Consider the following 16,859-nt stretch of genomic DNA (forward strand, 5'->3'; position numbering starts at 1 on the left):
GTCATCGGCGGGCGACGGCCGCCCCGGCAGGCGAACCCGAGGTGAGCGGACGCGGGCAGCGCAGCACCACCGTGCTGCGCCCCTGGGCGGTGACCGTGTCGCCGGGCTTGTACTCGGTGGCCTCCACCTCCTGGGCGGTGGTGTCGAGGACGGTCACCCAGCGGTCGCCGTAGTCGCCGTGCGGCAGGACGAAGTCGATCTCGTCGCTGTGCCCGTTGAAGATCACGAGGAAGTGGTCGTCGAGGGTCTGCTGCCCGCGGCTGTCCGGCTCGGGGATGGTCTGCCCGTTGAGGAAGACCATCATCGAGCGCGCGAAGCCGTTGGCCCAGGACTCCTCGTCCATGTGGTTGCCCCCGGGCTCGAACCAGGCGATGTCGCCGATGGCGCTCTCGCCACCGTGGTCGGCCGAGCCGGCGAAGAAGCGGCGACGACGGAACACGGGGTGCTCCCGGCGCAGCTCGACGAGGTTCTGGGTGAAGGCGATGAGGTCGAGCTCGTCCTGGTCGAGCTGCCAGTCGATCCACGAGATCTCGTTGTCCTGGCAGTAGCCGTTGTTGTTGCCGCCCTGGCTGCGGCTCAGCTCGTCGCCGTGCAGCAGCATCGGCACGCCCTGCGACAGCATCAGGGTGGTCAGCATGTTGCGCTGCTGGCGCAGCCGCAGGTCGTTCACCTGGGCGTCGTCGGTCGGGCCCTCGACACCGCAGTTCCACGAGCGGTTGTGGCTCTCGCCGTCGTTGCCGTCCTCGCCGTTGGCGTCGTTGTGCTTCTCGTTGTAGGACACCAGGTCCCGCAGCGTGAAGCCGTCGTGGGCGGTGACGAAGTTGATGGAGGCGATGGGCTTGCGGCCGCTGTGCTCGTAGAGGTCGCTGGAACCCGTCAGCCGCGACGCGAACTCCCCCAGGGTCGCGCTCTCGCCCCGCCAGAAGTCGCGCACGGTGTCGCGGTACTTGCCGTTCCACTCGGTCCACAGCGGCGGGAAGTTGCCGACCTGATAGCCGCCGTCGCCGACGTCCCAGGGCTCGGCGATGAGCTTGACCTGGCTGACCACCGGGTCCTGCTGCACGAGGTCGAAGAACGCCGACAGCTTGTCGACCTCGTGGAACTGGCGGGCCAGTGTCGCCGCGAGGTCGAACCGGAAGCCGTCGACGTGCATCTCGGTGACCCAGTAGCGAAGCGAGTCCATGATGAGCTGCAGGACGTGCGGGTGACGCATGAGCAGGCTGTTGCCGGTGCCGGTGGTGTCGTAGTAGTGCGCCTTGTCCTCGTCGACGAGGCGGTAGTAGGCGGCGTTGTCGATGCCCCGGAAGCAGATCGTCGGGCCGAGCTGGTTGCCCTCGGCGGTGTGGTTGTAGACCACGTCGAGGATGACCTCGATGTCCGCCTCGTGCAGCGCCTTGACCATGCCCTTGAACTCGGCGACCTGCTCGCCGCGGGTGCCGAACGCGGCATACCCGTTGTGCGGCGCGAGGAAGCCGATGGTGTTGTAGCCCCAGTAGTTGGAAAGGCCCTTGTCGCGCAGGGTGAAGTCGTTGACGAACTGGTGCACCGGCATGAGCTCGATGGCCGTGATGCCGAGGTTCTTGAGGTGCTCGATGATCACCGGGTGGGCGATGCCGGCATACGTGCCGCGGATCTCCTCCGGGATGTCGGGGTGGGTCTCGGTGAGGCCCTTGACGTGGGCTTCGTAGATGACGCTGTTGTGGTACTCGTGGCGCGGCAGGCGGTCCTGGCCCCAGTCGAAGAACGGGTTGATGACGACGGACAGCATCGTGTGGCCGAGGCTGTCGTCGGTGTTGGCCTTCTCAGGCTCGTCGCTCGGGTCGTCGAACCGGTAGGAGAACAGGGACTCGTCGCCGTCGGGCTGGCCGTCGATGGCCTTGGCGTACGGGTCGAGCAGCAGCTTGGCGGGGTTGCACCGGTGACCCGCGGCCGGGTCGTAGGGCCCGTGGACGCGGTAGCCGTAGCGCTGACCGGGCTGCACGCCCGGCAGGTAGCCGTGCCACACGAAGCCGTCGACCTCGGGCAGCGGCACGCGGGTCTCGACGCCCTCGTCGTCGATGAGGCACAGCTCGACGTTCTCGGCCACCTCGGAGAAGAGCGCGAAGTTGACGCCGGTCCCGTCGTAGGTGGCGCCGAGCGGGTAAGCCTTGCCGGGCCAGATCTGCATGTGTCGCCTTCGTGTCGATGTCGCGGCCAGGGCCACGTCCGTGCTGGTCGAGGGCGCCGGTGACCTCGGGGAGGTCCCCATTGTGCCGGAGGTACGGCGTCCGCGCCGACCAGCGCACGGCACCCGCGCGACGCGGAGGTGAGCGGGCGCTTAGTACAGTGCACACCACACGGACCGACCGTCCCAGCCAGCCCCACCGCCGTCCCACCCCTTGGAGGACCGATGAGTACCCAGCGCGTCGCGATCGTCACCGGAGCAGCCCGCGGCATCGGCGCCGCCACCGCCAGGCGGCTGGCCGCCGAGGGGCACGCCGTGGCCGTCCTCGACCTCGACGAGGCGTCGTGTGCCGGCACCGTCGAGGCGATCACCGCCGAGGGTGGCCGCGCGCTCGCCGTCGGCGTGGACGTCTCCAAGGCCGACCAGGTGGAGGCTTCCGTCAAGCGGGTCGCCGACGAGCTGGGCGCGCCGACCATCCTGGTCAACAACGCGGGCGTCATCCGCGACAACCTGATCTTCAAGATGACCGAGGACGACTGGGACACCGTGATGTCGGTGCACCTCAAGGGGTCGTTCCTCATGACCCGCGCGGTGCAGGCGCACATGACGGCGGAGAAGTACGGCCGCATCGTCAACCTGTCCTCCAGCTCGGCGCAGGGCAACCGGGGCCAGGCCAACTACTCGGCCGCCAAGGCGGGTCTGCAGGGGTTCACCAAGACCCTCGCCATCGAGCTCGGCCGCTTCAACGTCACGGCCAACGCCGTCGCCCCCGGCTTCATCCAGACCGACATGACCAAGGCGACGGCCGAGCGGATGGGGGTCTCGTTCGAGGACTTCATCGCCCACTCCGCCTCGCAGATCCCGGTGCAGCGCGTCGGCCAGCCCGAGGACATCGCGGCGACGATCGCGTTCCTCACCTCCGAGGAAGCGGGCTTCGTGTCCGGGCAGGTCATCTACGTCGCGGGCGGCCCCCTCGACTGACTGGTCGGCGGGCGCTGGACAGGTTCTCCGAACTGCGTCCGGCCACCCACCACCGCGCCCTACACTCCGTGGCCGTGGGGGACGAGCAGCAGCCCGGTTGGGCCGAGGGTCAGGCGGTCATGCCTCCAGCGGGAGCAACGCCCGCAGCGGAGGCGACACCTTCAGGCCGGCCGCCCATCGAGCTCGGGTCCACCAAGGCACTGACGCGCGAGTGCATCAGCGCGGCCGCCAGGGGCACGGTCCTCAGCATCCGAGGCCTGGTCCTGGGCGGCGTCGCCATCGCGCTCGGCTACCTCGTCGTCGCCTCGGCGGAGTCGTTCTCCTGGTGGTTCTTCGCGGCAGCCGCCTTGGCGCTCTACCTCATCGAGGTCGGGTTCATCGTGTGGCGACTGGGCCGGGAGACCCGTCGCATCCTCCCTCCCGGCAGCACCGCGCGGAGCTGGTACACGGCGCCCGGCGTCCTGGCCCTCGAGTCCGGCCGCGGGCGCACGGACTTCCACGGCGGCTCCGTGGAGTCCTACCAGAGGCGCGGCACAGTCACCTTCCTGCGGCTGGGGCGGACCCGCCACCGAGGGTTCGTCCCCAGCGCCCTGCTCACCGACGAGGACCTGGCGTTCCTGCTGTCACCACCCACCCCCGGCGCCGCTCGATCCGGGACCACGCCCGGTGACGACCTGCCCCTCGAGCTGGCCGTCACTGCCGCCACGAGGCGAGACGTCCAGCGAGCGGTCGTCGGCCGGTTGTGGCGACAGCCCTCCACCTACTACTTCCTGGGCCTGGCAGTCCTGCTGCTCGGGTTCGCGGTCACGGACGCCGATGCCGCCTCCGGCACCATCGGGGTCCTGTGCCTGGGCCTGGTGGCCCTGCGCACGGTCGCCACGGTACGGCTCGTCGGCCGCATGTACCGGCCGGGACGGCTCGTGCGCGCCGACATCACGGAGTCCGGCCTGCGCCTTCGCACCGACGACGACTTCGAGGACACCTGGCCCTTTGCCTCGGTGCGCCGCTGCGTCCTGGGGCGTCGCGTGGTGCGCCTGGACTTCGGGCGCAGTCGGCCCTCGCTGTTCCTGCCCCGCGCCCTGTTCCCGGCGCCGGAGCTCGCCCGTCTGCAGCAGCTCGTCGCCTGACCCGGCGCTTTCGGCAGCTTTCGGCGCGGCGAAAGCTGCCGGAAACTGCCTGAATGGCCCTCACCTGGTGGGAGGAGGGGCCATTCGGGCACTTTACGGCGTGAGTCGCCTCGGCTGCTGTCGGGCCTCAGGGGGCGTCGACGACGAGGCGACCGGTCGTCTCACCGGCACCGAGGCGCGTGAGTGCCGCCGGGACCTCGGTGAACGGGACCCGTTCGGACACCACCGGTCTCACCCGGCCTTCGCCCGCCCACGCCGAGAGCGCCTCGTGGGCCTGTCGGGCGACGGCCGGGTCGCGCTGGAGGTAGAGGCCCCAGTGCAGCCCGAGGATCGAGTAGTTCTTGACCAGCGCGTGGCCGAGGGCAGGCGCCGGGATGATGCCGCTGGTGAACCCCACGACGACGATGCGACCCTCGAACGCGACGACCTTGGTGGAGGCTTCGTAGGACGCGCCGCCCACGGGGTCGAACACCACGTCGGCACCCGAGCGCCCCACTGCCTCCTTGAGTCCGGCGACGAGGTCGCCGGCGCTGCGGTCGACGACGACGTCCGCACCGGCCTGCCTCGCGACCTCGGCCTTCGCCTCGCCGCCGACCACTGCCACGACCCGCGCACCGAGCGCCTTGGCGACCTGGACCGCTGCCGTGCCGACACCGCCCGCCGCCGCGTGGACGACCACGGTCTCCCCGCGCTGCAGCGCCGCCCGGTGCACCAGCCCGACGTACGCCGTCTGGTAGGCGATCGTCAGGGTGCTCGCCTCGGAGTCGTCGAGGGCGTCGGGGGCCGGGAACGTCCCCGCGAGGGGCATGAGGCACTGCTCGGCGAGGCCCCCGTGCGGCAGGGCGGTCGTCCCGACGACGCGGTCACCGACCTCGAGCGCGGGGTCGGTCGTGACCCCACCGACGGGCGGCCCGACCTCCAGCACCTCGCCACAGACCTCCACCCCGGGCGTGAACGGCAGGTCCGGACGCACCTGGTAGTGGCCACGCGCCATCAGCACGTCGGGGAAGTTCAGCGCCGTGGCCAGCACGCGGACCCGGACGTGCCCACCCGGCACCTGTGGCGCTGCGACGTCCTCGAGGGCGAACACCTCGGACGGCTCGCCGAGGGACGTGACCTGCCATGCCTGCACGAATGCCTCCTGCTGCTCAGGGCTGAGGACCTCAGTCGGTGCCCATGGTGACCGCCGGCAGGGCTCCCGCCATGCGCCGCATCCCGGCCAGCCAGCGGTCCGGGTCGGACGCCCGACGTGCGTACATCTCGGCGACCTCGGGGTGCGGGAGGACCAGGAACTGCCCGGCCTCCATGGCCGCGAACAGGTCGCGGGCGACGTCCTCGGGGTCGACCGCGTCCGGCTCCATCAGGGCGCGGCCCGCCGCGCCCGAGCTCCACAACATGTCGGTGCGCACGCCCTGCGGGCAGACAGCGTGCACGCGAACTCCCTTGTCGCCGTAGGTCATCGACAGCCACTCCGAGAACGCCAGCGCCGCGTGCTTGGTGACGGCGTACGGCGCCGCGCCGGGGATCGAGAGCAGCCCGGCGGCCGAGACCGTCGCGACGAAGGTGCCACTCCCCCGCTCCAGCCACTCGGGCACGAGCAGCTTGGCAGCCCGGACGTGCGCCATGACGTTGACGTTCCACGAGGCGTCCCACGCCTTCTCGGCGACCGCCTCGGTGCCGCCCCGGGCAACGCCGGCGTTCGCGCAGTACACGTCGACCTGGCCGAGCTGCTCCCGCGCCGCGGCCACCAGCGCGCCCACGCCGTCCTCGCTGGAGGCGTCACCGGGCACGGCAACTGCGTTGTCCCCCAACGCCTTTGCCACCGACGACGCAGCCTCGGCGTCCAGGTCGTTGACGACCACCCGGGCCCCGGCAGTGACGAACGCCTTGGCGTAGGCCGCACCGATGCCACGCCCGGCGCCGGTCACGACCACGCCCTGGCCGGTGAGGTCGAGGGTCACAGCTGGCCGCCGAGCGTGACGCCGCCGTCGACGACGAGCGTCTGCCCCGTCACCCAGCCGGCCTCCTTGGAGAGCAGGAACGACACAGCCCCGGCGATGTCCTCGGGGACGCCGAGCCGCTTCATCGGGTAGGCGGCGGCCACCTTCTCCTCGCGCCCCTCGTACAGCGCCTCGGCGAACTTCGTCTTGACCACGGCGGGGGCCACGGCGTTGACGCGCACGGCGGGCCCGAGCTGGTAGGCCAGCTCGACGGTGAGGTGGATCAGCGCGGCCTTGCTCACGGCGTACCAGCCGATCGCACCCGTGGCGCCGAGGCCGGCGATGGAGGCGATGTTGACCACGGACCCGGGGTGCGCCTCGCTGCCGAGTCCGGCGGCGACGGCCTTGCGCGTCCACGAGAACGCCGAGAGGACGTTGACCTCCATGATCTTGCGGGCGACGTCGAGCTCGGTGTCGAGCATCGGTCCGTAGACGGGGTTGATGCCGGTGTTGTTGACCAGGAGGTCGAAGCCACCGAAGGTCTCCCGGGCGGCGGCGACGACCTCGTCCTGGTGGGCCTCGTCGGCGGCGTTGCCCGCGATGCCGAGGGCCTTGGACGGGCCGCCGAGGTGGTCGACTGCGGCGGCGAGGGCCTCGGGCTTGCGGGCGGTGATGACGACACGGGCGCCCTCGGCGACCAGCTTCTCGGCGATGCCGAGGCCGATCCCGCGAGAGGCGCCCGTGACGACGGCGACGGCGTTGTCGTGCGTCAGGTGGCTCATGGGTGTCAGAGGCCGAGGTCGCGGCCGATGAGCTCCTTCATGATCTCGTTGGACCCGGCCCAGATCTTGGAGACGCGGGCGTCGCGCCAGGCGCGGGCCACGCGGTACTCGTTCATGAAGCCGTAGCCGCCGTAGAGCTGGACACACTCGTCGAGGACGTCGTTCTGCACCTGCGCCGACCACCACTTGGCCTTCGCCGCGTCGACCGCGGTGAGGTTGCCGTCGGCGTGGGCGGCGATGCAGTCGTCGACGTAGGCCTGGGTGACCTCGAGCTTGGTCTGCAGCTCAGCCATCTTGAACTTGTTGTGCTGGAACGAGCCCACGGGCTGGCCGAACGCCTTGCGCTCCTTGGTGTACTCCACCGTCTCGCGGAAGATCTGGAACGCGTGCGCGGTGTTGGCGACGGCTGCGCCGATGCGCTCCTGCGGCAGGCGCTGCATCATCGAGATGAAGCCGAGGCCCTCCTCGCCGAGGCGGTTGGCGTCGGGGACCCGGACGTTCTCGAAGAAGAGCTCGGAGGTGTCGGCCTCCTCCTGTCCCACCTTGTCGAGCTTGCGGCCGCGGCTGAAGCCCTCCATGCCCGCCTCGACCATGAGCAGGCTGATGCCCTTGGCGCCCTTGGACGGGTCGGTGCGGGCGGCGACGATCACGAGGTCGGCCTGGTAGCCGTTGGTGATGAACGTCTTGGAACCATTGAGGATCCAGTCGCCGGAGCCGTCGTCGGCCCGGACAGCGGTGGTCTTCAGGGCTGCGAGGTCGGACCCGCCGGAGGGCTCGGTCATCGCGATGGCGCAGATGAGGTCGCCGTTGGCCATGCCGGGCAGCCAGCGCTCCTTCTGCTCCTGCGTGCCGAGGTCGACGATGTAGGGCGGGCAGACGTCGGAGTGGATCCCGAAGCAGGACGAGACTGCGAAGTTGAAGCCGGCGATCTCCTCGGCAGCCACCGCGTTGAACCGGTAGTCGTCGGCACCCATGCCGCCGAACTCCTCGGGGATGTCGAGGCCGAAGAGCCCCTGCTTGCCCGCTTCCTTCCAGATGTCGCGGTCGATCGACTTCACCTCGAGCATCTGCTCGGCGCGGGGCTTGAGGTTGCGATCGATGAACTCGCGGACCGAGCTGCGGAAGGCCTCGTGGTCGGGGCCGTAGAGGTTGCGGGGCATGGCTCTCCTTGACGGTGAAACGCTGGTGACTAAGCGCTTGCTTAGTCTGCGATGGCTGCGGCATGCTGTCAACCATGTCGACCCCCGCGCGCGCCCCCGAGGACCGGGCCGACCCCACCTCCGACACGACTTCGGGACCGACCTCGGACACCACCTCGGACACGACCTCGGCCACTGCCCACCGGCTGCTCGAGGCCGCCGCCGAGGCGTTCGCCGACCGCGGGTTCCACGCCACGACCACCCGCGACATCGCCTCCCGCGCCGGGCTGTCACCGGCAGGCGTCTACGTCCACTTCTCCTCCAAGGAGGAGCTGCTCTACCAGCTGAGCCGCGAGGGCCACGAGGCCGCACGCGACATGCTCGTCGCCGCGGCCGCCGGCGCCGGCTCCCCCACCGAGGCGCTGCGCGCGATCATGGGCACCTTCTCCCGCTGGCACGCCGAGCACTTCCGCGTGGCTCGCATCGTGCAGTACGAGTTCGGCAACCTGACCCCCGAGCACCGCGACGCCGTCCTCGCCCTGCGCAAGCAGATCGACGCCGTGGTGCGCGACGTCGTGACCGCCGGGGTGGCCAGCGGCGAGTTCAGCGTCGACGACGTCCCCGACACCACCCTGGCGCTGATGTCGATGGCCGTCGACGTGGCGCGCTGGTACGACCCGGAGATCAAGCGCACCCCCGCGGCGATCGGCGACGCGTACGCCGACCTCGGCATCCGCCTCGTCACCGCCCGCTGAACCACCACCCGCTGAGCCACGGCTCGGGTGAGCCACCGCCGATGACCCACGGCTGCCTCGCCAACGGCGTGAGCACCGGTCGCAGCGCCTGGCGTCAGCGGCCCGGCGCCTGCAGCGGCTCGACCTGGCGGACGAGCTCGGCCACCTGCGGGTAGACCGCCTCGTCGGTGTCGTTGGACATGCCCATGAGGACGGTGTCGACGCCGGCCTCCGACAACCGGCCGAACCGTTCCACGGTCTCGTCGACCGACGCGAAGGGCTCACCCGAGGGGCTGGTGCCGCCCTTGGGCCCCAGCGTGACGCGGGCCAGCACCGTCTTCTCGATGTCGGCGTAGTCGCGGCCCACGTCCTCGCAGTGCCGGCGCAGCACGTCCAGCTTGCGCGGGATCCCCGCCGGCCCGAGCCCGTTGTCGAACAGGTTGCAGGCGTCGGCGTACTGCGCCACGAGCCGCAGGGTCTTCTTCTCGCCTCCGCCGCCGATGAGGATCGGCGGGTGCGGGCGTCGCAGGCTCTGCGGCACGTTGAGGGGACGCTCGAGCAGGTGGTGCTTCCCCTCGTACGCCCGGTCGTCGCCGGCCCACATCTGCAGGCAGATCTGCAGCGTCTCCTCCAGCCGTTCGAACCGTTCACCGGTGGACGGGTAGGGCACGCCGAGGCCGCGGTGCTCCTCCTCGTTCCACGCGGCGCCGATCCCGAGCCACGCCCGTCCGCCGGAGAGCACGTCGAGGGTCGTGACCGTCTTGGCCAGCAGCCCGGGGTGGCGGTAGGTCACGCCCGTCACGAGCGTGCCGAGCTCGATACGGGTGGTCTGGCCGGCCGCGAAGGCCAGGGCCGTGTAGCCCTCGAGCATGTCGAGGTCCGGCGGGCCGATCATCGAGATCTGGAAGAAGTGGTCCATCACCCAGAGGCTGGACAGGCCGGCGCCTTCAGCGTCGCGGACGATCCGGCCGAAGGTGGGGCCGATGGAGGCGGGGGCCCCCGGCCAGGAGAAGTAGGAGACCTGCAGTCCGAGGCGCATGACCTCATCCTGCGCACAGGCGTGCCCGGACCACAACGCAGAACGCCGACGTCGGTGCAGACAGCACGACGCGCGACGACCTGTTCGGTCGTCGCGCGTCGTCCGCGTCGTGTGGCCTCGGAAGGCCGCGGTCAGTCGCGGGTGAGCTTGCGGTAGGTCACCCGGTGCGGCCGGGCCGCGTCGGCGCCGAGGCGCTCGATCTTGTTGGCCTCGTAGGACTCGAAGTTGCCCTCGAACCAGTACCAGGCGCTCGGGTTCTCCTCGGTGCCCTCATAGGCGAGGATGTGCGTCGCCACCCGGTCGAGGAACCACCGGTCGTGGCTGATGACCACGGCGCAGCCCGGGAAGTCGAGCAGGGCGTTCTCGAGGGAGCCGAGGGTCTCGACGTCGAGGTCGTTGGTCGGCTCGTCGAGCAGCAGCAGGTTGCCGCCCTGCTTGAGGGTGAGCGCGAGGTTGAGGCGGTTGCGCTCGCCACCGGAGAGCACGCCGGTCATCTTCTGCTGGTCCGGGCCCTTGAACCCGAACTGCGACACGTAGGCGCGCGACGGGATCTCGACCTGGCCGACCTGGATGTGGTCGAGGCCGTCGGACACGGTCTCCCAGAGGTTCTTCTTCGGGTCGAGGCCCGCGCGGCTCTGGTCGACGTAGGACATCTTGACCGTCTCGCCGACCTTGACCGAACCGCTGTCGGGCTCCTCGAGCCCCACGATGGTCTTGAACAGCGTGGTCTTGCCCACGCCGTTGGGGCCGATGACGCCGACGATGCCGTTGCGCGGCAAGGTGAAGGACAGGCCGTCGATGAGGACCCGGTCGCCGAAGCCCTTCCTGAGGTTGTTGACCTCGATGACCGTCGAGCCGAGGCGCGGACCCGGCGGGATCTGGATCTCGTCGAAGTCGAGCTTGCGGGTGCGGTCGGCCTCGGCGGCCATCTCCTCGTAGCGGGCCAGACGGGCCTTGGACTTCACCTGGCGGGCCTTGGCGTTGGAGCGGACCCACTCGAGCTCGGTCGCGAGGCGCTTGGCCAGCTTGGCGTCCTTCTTGCCCTGGACCTCCAGGCGTGCCCGCTTCTTCTCGAGGTAGGTCGAGTAGTTGCCCTCGTAGGGGTAGGCGCGGCCGCGGTCGAGCTCGAGGATCCACTGGGCGACGTTGTCCATGAAGTAGCGGTCGTGGGTCACCGCGACGACGGCGCCGTGGTAGGCCGCGAGGTGCTGCTCGAGCCACAGGACCGACTCGGCGTCGAGGTGGTTCGTGGGCTCGTCGAGCAGCAGGAGGTCGGGCTTCTGCAGGAGCAGCTTGCACAGTGCGACACGGCGGCGCTCGCCACCGGAGAGGACGGTGACGTCGGCGTCCGGCGGCGGGCACCGCAGGGCGTCCATCGCCTGCTCGAGCTGGGAGTCGAGGTCCCAGGCGTCGGCGGCGTCGATGGCCTCCTGGAGCTTGCCCATCTCCTCCATCAGCGCATCGAAGTCGGCGTCCGGCTCGGCCATCTCCGCGGAGATGGCGTTGTAGCGCTCGAGCTTCGCCTTGATCTCGCCGGCGCCCTCCTCGACGTTGCCGAGGACGGTCTTGTCCTCGTTGAGCTCGGGCTCCTGCATGAGGATGCCGACGGAGTATCCCGGGGTCAGTCGAGCGTCGCCGTTGGAGGGCTGGTCGAGCCCGGCCATGATCTTCAGGACCGAGGACTTGCCGGCTCCGTTGGGTCCCACCACGCCGATCTTGGCACCGGGGTAGAAGGAGATGGTGACGTCATCGAGGATGACCTTGTCGCCGTGGGCCTTGCGGGCCTTCGACATGACGTAGATGAACTCGGGCATGGGGGCAAGGCTAACGGCCGCCGCCCCCACGCCCGAATCCGTGTCAGGCGGGAGCCGACACCGTCGCGAGCTCGCGCTCGTCGTCCTCCTGGGTGACCAGCCCCGAGGGCTGGGGCACGACCTCGTACTCGTCGGTCTCCGGGTCCCCCGGGCTGTATCCCTCGAGCTCGGCGTGCACCGACTGGACCGCGTCGTCGGAGAGCCTGTCGGACTGGTCCACCTGGGCTCGCGACACCTTGACCAGCGAGGTGGTCCCCCAGGTCAGGTCGTGACCGACGCTGTAGGCGTCGATCTCCACCGACGTCGCGGGGATGTTGTCGCTGCGCATCCACTGGTTGACGCGCATGCGGCCGTAGACGATGACCGGGTCGCCCTTGCCCAGGGAGTTGCCGACGTTGGCCCCGAGGGTCCTGAAGGCGGTGACGTTGAAGAAGTTCGTCGGCCCGTCCTCGTACTCCCGCGTCTGCGGGTTGGGCCGGCGCACCGTCGACGCCAGCCGGAACGCCGTGAAGGGCACCCCGCCGCGCGTGGTCCGCGACTCCGGGTTGGCCACCAACCGGCCCATGACCGTCGTGTAGATCTCGTTCATCTCTCGCTCACCTCGTCTGTGTCCGTCCCCGACTGCCGGGGTCGCAGGCAAGCGTCGCCGCAGCGGCCCGAGGGGAGAAGGACAGCCAGGAAGCCCTGTGGACGTCCCGTCCGACCGGCCCGACCTGTGGACGAACCGCCCGGACGACCTCAGACCCAGCCAGTCCGGTGTCAGACGTCACGCATGAGTCGTCAGGCGGCTGCGCGCTCCAGCCCCTCCCGCGCGGCCCGGTGCCGCGCGAGGACAGCGCGCACCGGGGCGACGATGCGCTCGGCGGCGACGCCGGACACCGCCTCCAGCAGGCGGGCGCGGATCTGCTGGCCCCGGCGGCGTGCTCCGATGACGGCGAGGTAGCGGGCGAGGGCGGCCAGCGCCACGCCGAGCACCACTCCCCCGGCGAACATGAGCAGCGGCCACGGCACCGGCCCCAGGGAAGGCGTGTCGACGTCGGGCAGCGCCAGCCAGCCGAGCACGACCAGCACGACGAGCCAGCCGAGGCCCAGCACAGCAATGAGGGCGAGGACCAGCTGGGCGAGCCCGAACGCCCGCCACCACATGGGGGCCCGAGCGCGCAGCGAGGTGCCCACGACGGCCTGGTCCAGCGCGTCGGCGAGCTCCGGACCCGGGGGCGTCGCCGCGTCGGAGACCGCTTCGGCCCATCGTGCCGGCAGACCCTGCCCGGCGCGGTCGCCGACCCGCCGGGTGGCGAGGTCGACAGAGGCCCGGGCGGCAGGGGTCGGCGGCGGAAGGGACGACCGGCCGAGTACCGAGCGCACGTCGCCCGCCGTGACTGCGAGCTTCTCCTCCACCGCGTCCCGGGTGTTGAGGCGCAGCCGCTTCATGGGGTCAGGTCGCAGGCCCTGCACCCAACGGGTGAAGGGCCACCCCGTCCGGCTCCAGGCCTGGTTGCGGTAGTCGCGCTCGACGGCGGCGACGACGGTCGGGATGCCGGCTGCCCGCGACAGCGCGTCGACCAGCTCGGCGTCGACCTGCTCGGCCACCGACGGCTCCGAGTCGGCGACGTCGGTGCGCAACCGTCCTGCGGTGGCGCGGATGTCGGCGGCGAGCCGGGCCGTGGCGGCGTTCTGGGCGGCGACCGCGGTGGCGAGGCGCATGCCGAGCTCCTCGACCCCGGCTCGCGTCGTCGCGGACGTGGCGATGACCTGGACCCCACCGATGCCGTCGGCCTCGGCCAGGCGGGCGAGGTCGCCCCGCACCTGCGAGAGGGCGTCGGGGGTGAGCCGGTCGGCCTGGTTGAGCACCACGACCGTCACCGCACCGTGCATGGAGAGCACCTTGAGGAAGTCGTCGTGCAGCCGGGCGTCGGCGTACTTCTGCGGGTCGGTGACCCAGACGAACACGTCGACGAGCTCCAGGACGCGCTCGGACTCGACGCGGTGGGACTCGACGCGGGAGTCGAAGTCGGGCAGGTCGAGCAGCACGAGGCCGTCGAGGTTCCACGCCTGGCCGCCCGGGAGGCCGAGCGACCCGGTTGCGGACGGGGGCACGTGGTGGCGCTGGCGCACCGAGAGCCAGTCGAGCAGCTCGCCGGCGTCCTCCTCCCCCCACACCGCGGCGACCGGGTGGGCGGTCGTCGGGCGGCGTGCACCGACGACGGCCACCTGATCGCCGACCAGGGCGTTGAACAGGCTCGACTTGCCCGAACCCGTGGCCCCGGCGAGCGCGACGACGGTGTGGTTGCCCGTCTTCGAGGTGCGCTCGGCGACCTTGTCGACGACGGCCGACGCGTCCTGCACCCGGGCGGGGTCGAGCTGCTTCCCGCCGGACTCGAGCGCCGACGTGAGGGCCGTCGAGCGGTCCCTGAGCTCCTCGACCGTGATCCCCTTGACCTTGGTCCTGCCCATCACCAACGGGCTCATCGAACCGCCTTCACCGCTGCTGCAGCATCAGCCAGGCGCTCGGCCCGGCCTGCCTGGATGTCCACGCCCCGGAGGGCCTCGTCGTACCTCTGCTGCTCCGCGGCGTACAGGTCGCGCACCCGCTCGAGCAGCCGCTTGCGGGCGGTGGCCGCCATCTCGCGCACCGCCTGGTCACCGAAGATCGCCTCGAGCACCTTCTGCGCCAGGACCGCGGTGCCGCCGGCGATGCCGACCTCCGCGCCGGCGAGCAGGCCCCCGGTGTGGGCGAACACGATGAGCATCAGGACCACGCCGATCCCGTTGAGCCCGTAGGCCGCGATGCGTGCCGTCGTGCGCCGGTCCTTGCCCTCGCTGCGGACGAGGTCGAGCAGCTCGCCCTGCCAGTCGCGGACGAGGCGCTCGGTCGCGGCGGTGAAGTCCGCCGACGGCTTCGCGACCGCGGAGTGCGACTGCAGCAGCGCGTCACCACCGGGCAGCTGTCGCCACCGGCGGGCCACGGTGGCGGCGGCGCCCTCGCCCTGGGACTGGATCAGAGCCGCGACCCCCGACTGCAGGGCCTCGCCGAGGTCGCCGGACGGCGGCGGGTTGCCCTTGATGGCCGCGGTGACCCGGTCACGGACCCTGGAGATCGTCGACTCGACCTGCTTGAAGAACTCGCCGGTGCCGACGTACTCCTGCCACCGGGCCAGCACCTCGCCGCGCAGCAGGGTCCCGTCGGTCACGCCCTGCTCCACGGCCCGCACGGCGTCGCGGTATGCGGCGTCAGCCGCGTCGTGCAGCGCGGCCACCGCCGCGTGCTGCTCGGCCGTCGCGGTCGCGAGGAGGCCGGCGCGCTGGTCGAGCGAGCCGAGCGCGCCCTCGAGGGTCTGCCTGACGATGACCGAGCGGGCGCGGGCGTCGCTGGCCAGGGCGGTGAGCCACGAGCGGACGCGGGCCACGTCGGTCTCGGGCAGCCGGCCCTGGGCGGTGAGGGCGGCCTCGGGGATGCCGAAGATCGGCGCCGTGGACAGGCCCTGCTCGCGGAGCATGCCCGCGAGGTGGCTGCGGATGTCGGCCATCGCCTCGGGCGGCACGCGGTCGAGGACGATCGCGACCGCGGTGCCGCGCTCGGACGCCTGCCGCAGCAGGTCCCACGGCACGGCGTCGGCGTAGCGGGCTGCCGTGGTGACGAAGAGCCAGAGGTCGGCAGCGGCGAGCAGCTGAGCTGCGAGGGCGCGGTTGGCGCTGACCACCGAGTCGATGTCGGGGGCGTCCAGCAGGGCCATGCCCGGGGGCAGCGAGCTGGACCTGACCAGCCGCATCGAGGCCTCCGTCGCCGTGCCAGTCGATGTGCTGGGCGCCGCGCCGCTCGCCGTGCCCGACGCAGTCCCCTTGGACCCCGACAGTGCGCCGGTGACCCGGTGCAGCCCGGGGAGGATGCGGTCGTCGAGGAACCAGCGCTCGTCCTGGGGGTGGTGCACCAGCACCGGGGTGGTGGTCGTGGGGCGCAGGACGCCGGAGCGGCTCACCTCGTCGTCGACGATGGAGTTGACCAGCGTCGACTTGCCGGCGCCCGTGGAGCCGCCGACGACGGCGAGCAGCGGGGCGTCCAGCGAGCGCAGACGCGGGATGACGTAGTCGTCGAGCTGCTTGAGCAGCGCCTCGCGCGTCCCCCTGCCGGCAGTCACTCCCGGGATGTCGAGGGGCAGCTCGGCCCGGGCCACCTCCTCGCGGAGGGTCGTCACGGCGCCCAACATCGACATGGCGTCGTCACTGGAAATCACGGCGCAAGCCTAACGAACCCGACCACATGCCACCGGCCGCGACAGACCGGTCCGGACCTGCAAGATCGAGGTCCGCAAGGTCCTGCGTGGACCTGCGACCTAGGAACGGCGGAAGTAGTCCTCGTAACCACTCGCGCTGGACCCGTCGCCGCGCCCCGAGGGCCGCGGCTCGAGGCGCTCGACGGCAGGGATGTGCTCGACGCCGTCGAGCACGATGGCGTCGTCGTCGCGCGCTCGCTCGACGGTCCAGGCGCCGGCCGGCTCGGCACCGGCCCTCCTGGTCCTCTCCCCCGTCGCCCTGTCCCCTTCCGGCTCCTCGAACTCCGCCGGCAGCCGCAGCCACCACAGGCCGCTCGGGGCCAGCAGGACCAGCGAGGCCAACGGCCACGCAAGGTTGCCGAGCACCTGTGCCACCAGCCCCGGGCCCTGGTAGCCGGACACGACCGAGGGGTCGTCGGAGCTGAACGGGTCGTCGCCGAACAGCGCAAGCACCCCCAGGGCCACCAGGCCGAGCGCCACGAGGGCCTGGACCCCCCAGAGGACGAGCCACTCCCAGCGCACCACCCGGGCGTTGGTGACGGGGCCGGCGCGGTGCAGGACCGCGAGGCAGCCGGCCAGCAGCAGCGACCATGCGACCAGCGCGATGGGGCCGCGAAAGCCGCCGTACAGCGCCATACCGGTGACCCTGTCCATGAACGACGGGGACGCAGGGGCGCCGTCCGGGGAGGAGTACTGCACGCTTGCGCGCCAGGTGAGCCACAGCTCCTGCAGGGTGCTCGCGACGAGCACGAGCACCGCGACCTCGACGGCGCGCACGGTGAGGAACCACGTCCTCGGCACCGACAGGCTGCGCACTGGTGAAGCCACGGTCCACCCCTTCCTCCCGGGCCAAATCTAGCCCGGCGGC

Annotated in this window: 14 protein-coding genes; 3 read left to right on the forward strand and 11 right to left on the reverse strand. The window is 71.3% G+C overall.

Annotated elements, in window-relative coordinates; translation table 11 throughout:
* Position 1: 1 nt before the first annotated feature.
* Positions 2-2,167, reverse strand: a complete 2,166-nt coding sequence (gene glgX / locus ASG70_RS15725) for a glycogen debranching protein GlgX (protein WP_056884771.1) — start codon at positions 2,165-2,167, stop codon at positions 2-4.
* A gap of 222 nt (positions 2,168-2,389) precedes the next feature.
* Between glgX and fabG the strand changes: the two genes are divergently transcribed.
* Positions 2,390-3,145 carry a 3-oxoacyl-ACP reductase FabG gene (fabG, locus tag ASG70_RS15730; RefSeq protein ID WP_056884772.1) on the forward strand — a complete coding sequence of 252 codons (756 nt, stop codon included), beginning with the start codon at positions 2,390-2,392 and terminating at the stop codon, positions 3,143-3,145.
* Between the two features lie 74 nt (positions 3,146-3,219).
* The gene (locus ASG70_RS15735) at positions 3,220-4,272 is read left to right on the forward strand and encodes a hypothetical protein (RefSeq protein ID WP_056884773.1); all 1,053 of its coding nucleotides are present in this window, start codon (positions 3,220-3,222) and stop codon (positions 4,270-4,272) included.
* A gap of 127 nt (positions 4,273-4,399) precedes the next feature.
* Here ASG70_RS15735 and ASG70_RS15740 read toward each other — a convergent pair whose 3' ends face one another.
* The 4 genes from ASG70_RS15740 to ASG70_RS15755 are packed head-to-tail and all read right to left on the reverse strand — an operon-like array spanning position 4,400 to position 8,154.
* A complete protein-coding gene (locus ASG70_RS15740) occupies positions 4,400-5,404 on the reverse strand; it encodes an NADPH:quinone oxidoreductase family protein (protein WP_056884774.1) in 1,005 nt (334 codons plus the stop codon).
* A gap of 31 nt (positions 5,405-5,435) precedes the next feature.
* Positions 5,436-6,233, reverse strand: coding sequence for an SDR family oxidoreductase (locus ASG70_RS15745; protein WP_056884775.1), 798 nt, complete (start codon positions 6,231-6,233; stop codon positions 5,436-5,438).
* Positions 6,230-6,994 (reverse strand): SDR family oxidoreductase, encoded by a 765-nt coding sequence (locus ASG70_RS15750; protein WP_056884776.1) that lies wholly within the window; start codon positions 6,992-6,994, stop codon positions 6,230-6,232. The genes ASG70_RS15745 and ASG70_RS15750 overlap by 4 nt, the downstream gene beginning before the upstream one ends.
* Before the next feature lie 5 nt (positions 6,995-6,999).
* A complete protein-coding gene (locus ASG70_RS15755) occupies positions 7,000-8,154 on the reverse strand; it encodes an acyl-CoA dehydrogenase family protein (RefSeq protein ID WP_056884777.1) in 1,155 nt (384 codons plus the stop codon).
* A gap of 74 nt (positions 8,155-8,228) precedes the next feature.
* Between ASG70_RS15755 and ASG70_RS15760 the strand changes: the two genes are divergently transcribed.
* Positions 8,229-8,888, forward strand: a complete 660-nt coding sequence (locus tag ASG70_RS15760; RefSeq protein WP_056884855.1) for a TetR/AcrR family transcriptional regulator — start codon at positions 8,229-8,231, stop codon at positions 8,886-8,888.
* Positions 8,889-8,982: 94 nt separating this feature from the next.
* On the opposite strand, the gene ASG70_RS15765 is transcribed toward ASG70_RS15760, so the two are convergent.
* The 6 genes from ASG70_RS15765 to ASG70_RS15790 all read right to left on the reverse strand — a co-directional run bounded on the left by ASG70_RS15765 (position 8,983) and on the right by ASG70_RS15790 (position 16,819).
* A complete protein-coding gene (locus ASG70_RS15765) occupies positions 8,983-9,906 on the reverse strand; it encodes an LLM class F420-dependent oxidoreductase (RefSeq protein WP_056884778.1) in 924 nt (307 codons plus the stop codon).
* A gap of 131 nt (positions 9,907-10,037) precedes the next feature.
* Positions 10,038-11,720 carry an energy-dependent translational throttle protein EttA gene (ettA, locus tag ASG70_RS15770; RefSeq protein WP_056884779.1) on the reverse strand — a complete coding sequence of 561 codons (1,683 nt, stop codon included), beginning with the start codon at positions 11,718-11,720 and terminating at the stop codon, positions 10,038-10,040.
* A 43-nt stretch (positions 11,721-11,763) separates the two neighbouring features.
* Positions 11,764-12,309, reverse strand: a complete 546-nt coding sequence (locus ASG70_RS15775; protein WP_056884780.1) for a single-stranded DNA-binding protein — start codon at positions 12,307-12,309, stop codon at positions 11,764-11,766.
* Between the two features lie 191 nt (positions 12,310-12,500).
* The gene (locus ASG70_RS15780; protein ID WP_056884781.1) at positions 12,501-14,189 is read right to left on the reverse strand and encodes a GTPase; all 1,689 of its coding nucleotides are present in this window, start codon (positions 14,187-14,189) and stop codon (positions 12,501-12,503) included.
* The gene (locus ASG70_RS15785; RefSeq protein ID WP_369818929.1) at positions 14,186-15,952 is read right to left on the reverse strand and encodes a dynamin family protein; all 1,767 of its coding nucleotides are present in this window, start codon (positions 15,950-15,952) and stop codon (positions 14,186-14,188) included. Before ASG70_RS15785 ends, ASG70_RS15780 begins: the two co-directional genes overlap by 4 nt.
* A gap of 99 nt (positions 15,953-16,051) precedes the next feature.
* Entirely contained in the window at positions 16,052-16,819 is a 768-nt protein-coding gene (locus tag ASG70_RS15790; protein WP_156400048.1) for a hypothetical protein, read from the reverse strand.
* Positions 16,820-16,859 lie beyond the last annotated feature (40 nt).

It is taken from the genome of Phycicoccus sp. Soil748, from assembly GCF_001428025.1.
Taxonomy (GTDB): Bacteria; Actinomycetota; Actinomycetes; order Actinomycetales; family Dermatophilaceae; genus Pedococcus.